At 71.1% G+C, this 9,624-nt stretch carries 9 protein-coding genes; 5 read left to right on the top strand and 4 right to left on the bottom strand.

Annotation, left to right across the window (positions count from 1 at the left end; genetic code table 11):
• Positions 1–129: 129 nt before the first annotated feature.
• Positions 130–1,566 carry an alpha/beta hydrolase gene (locus KGQ19_RS52390; RefSeq protein ID WP_212021150.1) on the top strand — a complete coding sequence of 479 codons (1,437 nt, stop codon included), beginning with the start codon at positions 130–132 and terminating at the stop codon, positions 1,564–1,566.
• On the opposite strand, the gene KGQ19_RS45020 is transcribed toward KGQ19_RS52390, so the two are convergent.
• The gene (locus tag KGQ19_RS45020; protein ID WP_307856705.1) at positions 1,530–3,140 is read right to left on the bottom strand and encodes an MFS transporter; all 1,611 of its coding nucleotides are present in this window, start codon (positions 3,138–3,140) and stop codon (positions 1,530–1,532) included. The genes KGQ19_RS52390 and KGQ19_RS45020 overlap by 37 nt on opposite strands.
• A gap of 124 nt (positions 3,141–3,264) precedes the next feature.
• On the opposite strand from KGQ19_RS45020, the gene KGQ19_RS45015 reads away from it, so the two are divergent.
• The 3 genes from KGQ19_RS45015 (at position 3,265) to KGQ19_RS45005 (ending at position 7,498) form a co-directional block, all read left to right on the top strand.
• The gene (locus KGQ19_RS45015; protein WP_212021148.1) at positions 3,265–4,002 is read left to right on the top strand and encodes an ArsR/SmtB family transcription factor; all 738 of its coding nucleotides are present in this window, start codon (positions 3,265–3,267) and stop codon (positions 4,000–4,002) included.
• A gap of 222 nt (positions 4,003–4,224) precedes the next feature.
• Positions 4,225–6,507, top strand: a complete 2,283-nt coding sequence (locus KGQ19_RS45010) for a glycosyltransferase (protein WP_212021147.1) — start codon at positions 4,225–4,227, stop codon at positions 6,505–6,507.
• 37 nt (positions 6,508–6,544) lie between these two features.
• Positions 6,545–7,498, top strand: a complete 954-nt coding sequence (locus KGQ19_RS45005) for a glycoside hydrolase family 130 protein (protein ID WP_212021146.1) — start codon at positions 6,545–6,547, stop codon at positions 7,496–7,498.
• Between the two features lie 89 nt (positions 7,499–7,587).
• Here the strand turns inward: KGQ19_RS45005 and KGQ19_RS45000 are convergent, their stop codons facing one another.
• The 3 genes from KGQ19_RS45000 to KGQ19_RS44990 all read right to left on the bottom strand — a co-directional run bounded on the left by KGQ19_RS45000 (position 7,588) and on the right by KGQ19_RS44990 (position 8,577).
• A complete protein-coding gene (locus KGQ19_RS45000; protein WP_212021145.1) occupies positions 7,588–7,920 on the bottom strand; it encodes an ArsR/SmtB family transcription factor in 333 nt (110 codons plus the stop codon).
• A gap of 37 nt (positions 7,921–7,957) precedes the next feature.
• Positions 7,958–8,260 carry a hypothetical protein gene (locus tag KGQ19_RS44995; RefSeq protein ID WP_212021143.1) on the bottom strand — a complete coding sequence of 101 codons (303 nt, stop codon included), beginning with the start codon at positions 8,258–8,260 and terminating at the stop codon, positions 7,958–7,960.
• A gap of 101 nt (positions 8,261–8,361) precedes the next feature.
• Positions 8,362–8,577, bottom strand: a complete 216-nt coding sequence (locus KGQ19_RS44990; protein ID WP_212021151.1) for a dodecin — start codon at positions 8,575–8,577, stop codon at positions 8,362–8,364.
• Positions 8,578–8,689: 112 nt separating this feature from the next.
• Here KGQ19_RS44990 and KGQ19_RS44985 point away from each other — a divergent pair, with 112 nt between their 5' ends.
• Positions 8,690–9,406: a Mut7-C RNAse domain-containing protein gene (locus KGQ19_RS44985; RefSeq protein WP_212021141.1), complete on the top strand. Its 717-nt coding sequence runs from the start codon at positions 8,690–8,692 to the stop codon at positions 9,404–9,406.
• Positions 9,407–9,624: the final 218 nt, after the last annotated feature.

Below are 9,624 nucleotides of genomic sequence, written 5' to 3'. Positions count from 1 at the left end.
CCACAAACCCCACCCCCCGAAAAAACCCGAACCCCGAACGCGTCCCAGTGGGTACTTCTGCCCTCGTGACCATGCCGCCGCAGCCGTCATGCTGTCCCGGACACCACCGGAATCGCGCGAGGAGACGCAGTGGCCGACACAGGCGCTTTCAATATCGACCTGCCGCTCTTCGGCACGGTCACGACGGACCTGGAGAGCCTGTTCGGCACGGGGAAAGACGCGCTGAGCGAGCTCGGGTCGCTGATGTTGGGCAGTGAGGCGTTCGGCCAGATCGGCTCGTTGGTGGGTTCGGTCAACGGGGAGCTGCACGACAACCTGCTCAGCTCCCTGACCTCGGGCATGGGGTTGTTCGGGACGCTGAACGGGGCGTTGCAGTGCTGCGCCAGCGACTACGCGTCGTTGGACACGATGGTCTCGGACAGCTTCGGCGCGCTGGGGATCGGCGGGTCGCTGCCCGCGACGCCGGCCGCCGGGACCAGTCCGGCGGACGTCAACAAGTGGTGGAACGGGCTCAGCGGGGATCAGCAGGCGAATCTGCTGAGCAGCGACGCCACCCAGATCGGCGCCATGGACGGCGTGCCGGCCGACGTGCGCGACGCCGCCAACCGGTCGGTGCTGTCGAACCTGCAGACCCAGACCCAGCAGCAGATCACGGATCTGAAGAACACGCCGACCTCGCCCTACGATCCCGAGGGCTACGCCGCCATGGATCAGCAGAAGCAGATCGACGCGCTGCAGGGCAAGCTCGACGGGATGAACGAGCTGCAGAAGGTGCTCGACAACGGCGGGACCGGCGCGACGCAGAAGTACCTGCTGGGCGTCGACACCAACGGCATCGGGCACGCGATCGTCGCCAGCGGCGACCCGGACACCGCCGGCAACGTGGTGACCGTGGTGCCGGGGGTGAGCACCGACCTGTCGGCCGGGCACGTCGACCAGTACACCACCGCCGCCGACACCATCGTGAACTCCGCGCACAACGCCGACCCGACGCAGTCCACCTCGGCGGTGGCCTGGATGAACTACAACGCCCCCTCCTCGGTCCCGGCCGCGTTGTTCTCCGGACCGGCGCAGGCCGGCGGGCCGGTCCTGGACAACTTCCAGCAGGGCCTTTACGCCACCCACGACCCGAGCGACCCGCTGCACACCACGGTGATCGGCCACAGCTACGGAACCACGGTGGTCGGCGAGGCCACCCAGGCGCCCGGCGGCCTGCACGCCGATGACGTGGTGCTGGCCGCGAGCCCGGGCATCAACGTGGACAACGCCGCGGCGATGAACGTGCCCGGCGGCACCTCGCATGTGTGGGCCACCCGCGACGACAACGACCCGATCGTCTGGGCCGAGGGCTTCCACGACACCGACCCGGTAACCCCGGCCTTCGGCGCGCACGTCTTCAACGGCGGCGTGGGCCCCTCCGGACTGGTCGCCGCGCACGACTACTACTTCGACCCGTCCTCGCCGGCCATGGCGAACTTCGGGGAGATCGCCACCGGACACTACAACCAGGTGACCTCGCCGCCGCCGGTTCAGGCCGACCCGTCGTGGTCGTTCCCGATCGAGTGAGCACCCTGCGATAAGGCTTCGGGGAGAGAGGGCCTCCCCGACGAAGCGAGGTCCCGGTTCGGCTTCGGCCGTGCCGGGACCACGCTTTTGTGCGCGCAGCCGCCGCGGTGCGCCAGGACACCGGCCACCGCGAACGCGATCGCGCTGGCGGCGAGCAGCCACGCCGCGCGGCGGAGGAATCCCGCCCCGCCCGCGTCACCGGCCAGCGCGCTGAACACCGCGACGCCGAGCGCGGCACCGGTCTGGCGCGCGGTGTTGCTGGCGCCGGAGGCGATGCCGGGCGCGGCGGGCAGTGTGCGCAGCGCGGCGGCGACGACGGCCGGTGTCAGGATGCTGAGCCCGGTGCCCCAGACCGCGAGCGACGGAAGCAGCAGGAGCAGGTCGGGACCGTTCACGGCGGCGGCGATACCGGCGAAGCCGAGCGCGGCCGCGAACAGGCCGAGCGTGGCGACCCGCCAGGGGCCGTAGCCGGTGGTGAGGCGGCCGGCGGTGGTGCCGAGCAGCGGCAGGGGGAGCATTCCGGGCAGGAGGGTGACGCCGGCTCGCAGGGGGCTGAGATGGTCGATGTCCTGGAGGACCTGGGTCATCAGGAACAGGGAGCCCAGGACGCAGAAGTTCATGAGGCCCGCGACGGAACATGCCGCGGCCAGCGGTCGGCGGGCTGAGGCCGCGACCCGCAGGAGGGGGCGCGCGGCTCGGCGTTCCAGGGAATGGAAGGCCACGGCGGCGATGATGGTCACCGCGAGCATGATCGCGCTCAGGGCCGGCTCATCGCGCACCTGGACCACGGCGGTCACAGCGCACGCCAGCATCACCACCAGGGCGGTTGCTCCGAACCAGGGCACCTCGCGCGCCGCAGAAGGACTTGCCGCCGAGCGCGCCGCCGAAGGACTTGTCACGGAAGGCGCACTCGGGCCCGGTCCGAAAGCTGCTGCCCGCGCCGAGCCCGAACCTGAGCCCGAACCCGAACCCGAAGGCGAACCAGCCATCGAGCCGGTCGCCGCGCCGGCCCTGGCGATTCGCGCGGCTCGCACCGGCGCCCGCACCACGAGTACCAGCGCCGCCACGATCACCGGCACGTTGACCCAGAACACCGCGCGCCACTGCCCCGTCTCCACCAACAGCCCGCCCAGCAACGGCCCCGCCGGCAGCGCCGCCCCGCCGACCGCCGCCCACAGTCCGACCGCGCGGGCCCGCGCCGTCTGGCTCGGCGCGCTGTCCGCCACCAGCGCCAGCGTCCCCGGCAGCATCAGTGCCGCACAGACCCCCTGCGCCGCTCGCCCCGCGACCAGGAATCCCAGGCCCGGCGCCACCGCGCACACCACCGATGCCGCGCCGAAGCCCGCGAAGCCGGCGACCACCACCCGCCGGTGGCCGAGCAGGTCGCCGATGGCGCCGCAGGCCAGCAGCAGCGCGGCGAGGGGCACCGTGTAGGCGTCGACCACCCAGGCCAGGCCCGAGGCGCCGGCGTGCAGACCGGCGCCGATCTGCGGGAGCGCCGTGTTCACGATGGTGACGTCCAACAACACCAGGAAGTACCCGCCGCACAGGCCCAAGGTCAGCGCCCGGCTCACGCGTTCTGGTCCTACGCCGCGATCTCGCGTGCCGCGCTCTGGCGTGCCTCGATCTCCCATGCCTCGATCCTCGGCCCGGGACACTTCAGCGAGCGTCGAAACGATTCCCGCGTACGATCGGGACATGCCTCAGGCCGCCGGCGGAGATCCCGAGATCGCGCAGGTCGCGACGGCGTTCGCGGACCCGCGAAGGGTCCGGGTGCTCATGGCGCTCGCCGACGGACGCGCGCTTCCGGCGGGGCGGCTGGCCGAGGAAGCGGGGGTGGCGGCCTCGACGGTGAGCAACCATCTGGCGATCCTGCTCGGCCACGGGCTGGTGACCGCACAACAGCAGGGGCGGTACCGCTACTACCGGCTGGCGAACGGCGACGTCGAAGGCGTCCTGGAAGCGCTGGCCCGGCTCGCGCCCCGGACGCCGGTCACCTCGCTACGCGCCCACACCAGGGCGGCGGCCCTGCGCACGGCCCGCACCTGTTACCGGCATCTGGCCGGTGAACTCGGCGTGAAGCTTTTCGGCGGGATGCTGGAGCGCGCGTGGGTCGTCGGCGGCGACGGCACCCATCGGCGCGACGACCCGGTCGACCGATTGTCGGCGCCGGGCCACAAGGACCTGTACCGGCTCACGGACGCCGGTGACGAAGCCCTCGCCGAGTGGGGCGTGGACCGCTCGCTGCTCCGCGACGATGTGTCACTGCGTTACTGCGTCGACTGGACCGAGCAGGCCCATCACCTGGCCGGGCCGCTCGGCACCGCGGTCACCGACCGGCTCTTCGAGCTCTGCTATATCGCCCGCGGAACCGTCCCGCGCAGCGTCGTCCTCACCCCGCGCGGCAAGGACAGGCTGGCCTGGTTGCATCCGTGACGTCCGGATCCAACGGGTTTGTGTCTCAGCTCACGGACACCCACGACGTCGGAATGCCTCGGAATCGCAGAATGTTGTTTCCGTCACGAAACACCCCGATGCGATGCTGGCGGCTGTTCAATCGTCTCTGTCCCCATACACAGTGATCCGACCGATACCTCCGCGCCCCGCCGGCGACTAGCGTCACCCTCCGTGCACCTGGACAGGAAGGTTCAAAAAGGCATGCCTGGGACTTATCCGGCTTTGGAGACCCGTCTGGCGCTCGTCTCGACCTACACGCCGCGCCGCTGCGGCATCGCGACGTTCTCGCAGGATCTGACCACCGCGCTGGCCGAGGCCGCGCCCGATCTGGCCGTCGAGATCTGCGCCCTGGACCGGGACGGCCTGGACTACCCGGCCGAGGTGTCCACCGTCATCGGCCAGGACTCCCACCCCGACTACCGCCGGGCCGCGGCGCGGCTGGCCGCCTCCGGCGTCGAGGTGGTCGTCATCGAGCACGAATACGGGATCTTCGGCGGCGACGACGGCGCCTGGATAACCGGGTTCGCCACCGAGCTGACCCGGCGCGGCGTGCCGTATCTGGTGACGTTGCACACCGTCTTGTCCGAGCCGAGCTGGACCCAGGCCGGAACGCTGCACCGGCTGTGCCGGGACGCCGCCGCGGTCACCGTCTTCACCGAGACGGCGCGCACGCTGGCCATCAGCACCGGGATCGCACCGCCGGACCGGATCGTCCACCTGCCGCACGGCGCGCCGGCCCCGGTCGCCGACAACGACACCTCCGGCGAGATCAGCCCGGAGGTCCGGCGGACCCTGGCCGCACTGGCCGGCCGGCGGCTGCTGTCCACGTTCGGGCTGATCTCCCCCGGCAAAGGCCTGGAGACGGCGATCGAGGCCCTCGGCCGGATCGCCGAGGAGCACCCGGACGCCGCGTATCTGATCGCCGGATCGACGCACCCTGAGATCGTCCGGCAGAGCGGCGAGGACTACCGCGACAGCCTGATGCTGGCCGCCAAGCAGGCCGGGGTCGCGGACCGGGTGGCCTTCCTGGACAGCTTCCTGACCGAGACCGAGATCGCCGCGATCCTGGCGCAGACCGAGATCTTCCTGACGCCGTACCGCTCCCGCGAGCAGATCTCCTCCGGGGCGTTGACGTTCGCCATCGCCGCCGGCCGGCCCGTGGTGTCCACGGCGTATCACTACGCGAAGGACATGCTCGGCGACGGTGCCGGTATCACCGTCCCGCCGGAGGACGCCGAGGCCTTCGCCGGGGCGCTGAACGCGCTGCTCGGCGATGACGCCCGACTGGCCGGCGCCCGGCAGGCGGCGCGCCGGCGCGGGGCCGGGCTGCGCTGGGACGCCGTGGCGCAGCGGTTCGCCGAGATCGTCCGGGCCTGTGCCGCCCAGCGCCGGCGCTCCCCGGTCCCGGCTTCGGCCGGGGAGCCGGTGCAGCCGCCGCGGTTGCAGCTCAAGCAGCTGAACCGGCTCACCGACGCCGGCGGGATCATGCAGTTCGGACAGGGGGCGCGGCCGGACCCGGCATCAGGGCACTGCGTCGATGACGTGGCGCGGCTGGCGATCGTGGCGGCCGGGCTGTGCGCGGAGCAGCCGCAGGCGTTGCGCGGTGCGGCTCCGCACACGTGGCTGGACACCAGCCTGGAATTCCTGCGGCAGGCCTACGATCCGACCGCTCAGGCGGCCCGGAACATGCGCACGATCGACGGCCGCTGGCTGGACGAGCCGCATTCCGGGGACCACGTCGGGCGGCTGGTCTGGGCGCTCGGTGAGGTCGCCTCCGCCCCGGCGGTGCCGGACAAGTTCCGGGAGCTGGCCACCGACCAGTTGATGGACGCGCTACCGGCCGTGCGGAACCTGACCGACCTGCGGAGCACGGCCTACGCGCTGCTCGGGCTGGTGCGGATTCCGGAACCGACGCCGGAATTCCACAGGTGCCTGGAACGGCTGGACGCGGCCTGGCGGAACACGGCGACCGAGGAATGGCCCTGGTTCGAGGACCAGCTCTCCTACGACAACGCGCGCCTGGCGCAGGCCCTGGTGGCCGGCGGTGCGCGGATCGGGGACGCGGCGATGGCCGGCAGGGGGCTGAAGGCGCTGGACTGGTACCTGGAGCAGGTGGGGCTCGGCCCGGCGGTGGACTCCTCACAAGACCGTTTGCGACTCGTCGGGAATCTGTGGCGGCGCAAGGGATCTCCGCGCCCCGACTACGAGGGCGATGAGCAGCCGCTGGACGCCGCGGCGGCGGCCGAGGCGTGCGCCCAGGCGTGGCGCGTGACGGCGGACGACCGGTACGCCAGCGGCGCGCGACGTTCTTTCGCGTGGTTCCTGGGAAACAACCGGCTTGGACTGCCGTTGTACGACGCCGGTTCCGGCGGGTGCCGGGACGGGTTGCGGGTCGCGGACGTGAACCCGGACCAGGGGGCGGAGTCGACGCTGGCCTATTACCAGGCGCGCCTGGGACTGACTCGGGCGGGCTTGGTGCAATGATGGACAACGCCTCTCCAGAAAACAGGGGGAAACGGCTTTGCCGACCAAAGACGACGCCATGCAGGATCTGTTCCACCGTGACCCGGCCAACCCGATCCTCACCGCGGAGGACTGGCCCTATCGTGTGAACACGGTGTTCAACCCCGGTGCGGCGATACACAATGCCGAGACCGTTCTCCTGTGCCGGGTCGAGGACCCGCGCGGGATCTCCCACCTGACGGTCGCGCGCTCACCCGACGGGGTGCACGGCTGGCGGGTGGAGGCCAAACCACTGATCGCCGAGGACCCGGGCGACCACACCTCGATGTGGGGTGTGGAGGACTGCCGCGTCACATGGGTCGAGGAGCTGGAGCGGTACGTGATCGCGTACACCGCCTACGGCCCGTCGGGACCCTGTGTCGCCCTGGCCACCACCGAGGACTTCGAGTCGGTGGAGAAGCTGGGCGCGGTCATGCCGCCCGACGACAAGGACGCGGCGCTGCTGCCGCGCCGCGTCAACGGCGAATTCATCCTCTACCACCGCCCGGTCAGCTCCCGCTACGGCAACCGCGGCAACATCTGGCTGTCCCGCTCGGCCGACCTGACGCACTGGAGCGCGCCGGAGCCGGTGATGGCCAGCCGCGAGGGTCCGTGGTGGGACGCCGCGCGCATCGGTCTGGGCCCGGCCCCGATCGAGACCGAGCACGGCTGGCTGGCGATCTACCACGGGGTCAAACAGATGCCGGCCGGCCCGATCTACCGCGCCGGGCTGGTGCTGTTCGACCTGGACAACCCCGCTCGGGTCCTGCGCCGCTCCCCGGCTTGGGTGATGGGGCCCGCCACGGACTACGAGACGCGCGGCGACGTGCCGAACGTCGTGTTCCCGACCGGAATGGTGCACGACCCGGAGAGCGACGAGCTGAAGCTCTACTACGGGGCCGGGGATTCGGTCGTCGCGCTGGCGACCGCGAATCTCAGTGAACTGATGGAATTCCTCTGGCAGAACAGCTGACCGCGTGCGACCGGCCGCTGCCCCACGAAGGGATGTGGGGCGGCGGCTCAGTGTTCTTTTACGGCGGCTCAGCGTTCTTTAACCGGAGCTCAGCGTTCTTCCACGCGGGCCCGGTGTTCCTCCACGTGCCGGATCGCGTCCAGCACGATGTGCGCCACGTGCTCGTCGGCCAGGACGTACTCCATCTCCCGGGCCCGCCGCTCGGCGGTCACGATCCGGAAGCCGCGCAGCACCCGCAGATGCTGCGACACCAGCGGCTGGCTCACGCCGAGTGCGGCCACCAGTTCGTGCACGCGCTTCCCGCCCGACGACAGTTCCCGCACGATCCCCAGCCGCACCGGGGACGCGAGCGCCTTGAGCAGTTCGCCGGCGGCGCGCAGCTCCGCGAGCGGGTGTTCGGCGGTCTGCTGAGCTGTCGTCATGGACGGAACCGAGCGGGCGAGCGGCCGGGGCGGCGGCTCAGTGGTCGTCCCAGTGCCCGTCGTGGGCGGCGTGCCGGTGGCCGTCGTGGAGGTAGTCCACGTGGTCCTCGTGCGGGACGCCGACGTGGCCGCACTCCGGGCCGTGCTGGTGCGTGTGGTTCGGGTGCTGGATGTGGCTCGCGGTCTCGCACGCGTCGGTGTGGCCCTGGTGCACCCGGTGCAGGTGGCCGTCGTGGGCGTAGTCGACGTGGTCTTCGTGCGGCACGGCGACGTGGCCGCAGCCCTCGCCGTGGACGTGCGTGTGGTCGGCGACTGGATGGTGTTCCATCAAGGTGGCCATGCGCGGGTCCCTCCGTGGTGCGGGGATGCCTTGGCATCATTATATAGCGAATTGTGCATATATCGAAGGTATGGTGTGTCCGCCCCGCACCGGGGCCGCGCTCAGTCCGCCTCGTCTATCTGGAACCCGACCTTCAGCCCGACCTGGTAGTGCGCGATCTCGCCGTCCTTCAGGTGGCCGCGGACCTGGGTGACCTCGAACCAGTCCAGCTTGTGCAGCGTGGCGCCGGCCCGCTTGATGCCGTTGCGGATCGCGGCGTCGACGCTGTCGTGCGAGGTGCCGACGATCTCGGTGACGCGGTAGGTGTGCTCGCTCATGCCGTCCTCCCGGCTCGTCCCCCGGTCCAGGCTGGGGCCGACGTCGGTGGTGCGCATCCGGTGCGGCGCAAACGGGTGGCCCGGCGATCAAGCGCGCTGGCATGCTGGGCCCATGGCCGGAGCGGACATCACCATCACCGTCGACCCCGCGCTGCACATCTTCGTCGCGGCGCCGAACCGGCGGCCGGACGCGGCGGTCGGGACCGACGCCACCTCGAGCCTGGGCCACGTCGTCGAAGCCCTCGGGGTGCCGCTGGTCGAGGTCGGCGAACTGCTGGTGGACGGCCGCCCCGCGCGCGCCGGGCACGTCCCGGTCTCCGGCGAGCACATCGAAGTCCGCAGGCTCGCCTTCCCGCAGCGGGTCGGCGGCCCGCTGCGCTTCCTGCTCGACATCCACCTCGGCACCCTCGCGCGCCGGCTCCGGGTGCTCGGCATCGACGCCGCGTATGAGACCCCTGACATCGGCGACGCCGCGCTGGCCGCCCGGTCGGCGCGGGAGAAGCGGGTGATGCTGTCCCGGGACCGGGGCCTGCTGCACCGCCGCGAGCTCTTCGCCGGCGCCTACGTCTACAGCCACGAACCCGCCGTCCAGCTCGACGAGATCATCGAGCGCTTCCAACCGGAGCTGGCGCCGTGGACCCGCTGCACCGCCTGCAACGGCGTGCTGCGGCCGGTGACGAAGGAAGAGATGCGGGACCGGCTGGAAAACGGGACCGTGGAGAACTACGACACCTTCGCCGAATGCGAGTCCTGCGGTCGGGCGTACTGGCGCGGCGCGCACTCGGCGAGCCTGGACGCGATCGTGGAACAGGCGACGCGGAATCGCTGACGCGGAATCTGACGCCGAATCGCTGATGCCGAATCGCTGACTTGGCTTCGCCGACGCGGATTCGGTTTGACGATCTCTTTATTCTTGACGATCTCTTTATGCCGGTGCGGGTAATTCTGCCGGTGCGCCCCGCCCGCGAACCGGGTTAGTGTCCCGTGTCCAGTACCGCTCCAACCTGCCCGAACGATCGTTTCGGGCAGGTTGGAGCGGTACTGGAC

This window comes from Catenulispora pinistramenti, from assembly GCF_018274385.1.
In the GTDB taxonomy this organism is placed as follows: Bacteria; Actinomycetota; Actinomycetes; order Streptomycetales; family Catenulisporaceae; genus Catenulispora; species Catenulispora pinistramenti.
The sequence above is the reverse complement of the archived record's forward strand: the minus strand, read 5'-3'. Positions and strand labels throughout refer to the sequence as shown.

Excerpts from the sequence above, each read along its gene's own strand:
- KGQ19_RS45015 (WP_212021148.1), top strand. The coding sequence starts at position 3,265 with ATGCCTCAGGCCGCCGGCGGAGATCCCGAGATCGCGCAGGTCGCGACG.
- KGQ19_RS45010 (WP_212021147.1), top strand. The coding sequence starts at position 4,225 with ATGCCTGGGACTTATCCGGCTTTGGAGACCCGTCTGGCGCTCGTCTCG.
- KGQ19_RS45000 (WP_212021145.1), bottom strand. The coding sequence starts at position 7,920 with ATGACGACAGCTCAGCAGACCGCCGAACACCCGCTCGCGGAGCTGCGC.
- KGQ19_RS44995 (WP_212021143.1), bottom strand. The coding sequence starts at position 8,260 with ATGGCCACCTTGATGGAACACCATCCAGTCGCCGACCACACGCACGTC.
- KGQ19_RS44990 (WP_212021151.1), bottom strand. The coding sequence starts at position 8,577 with ATGAGCGAGCACACCTACCGCGTCACCGAGATCGTCGGCACCTCGCAC.
- KGQ19_RS44985 (WP_212021141.1), top strand. The coding sequence starts at position 8,690 with ATGGCCGGAGCGGACATCACCATCACCGTCGACCCCGCGCTGCACATC.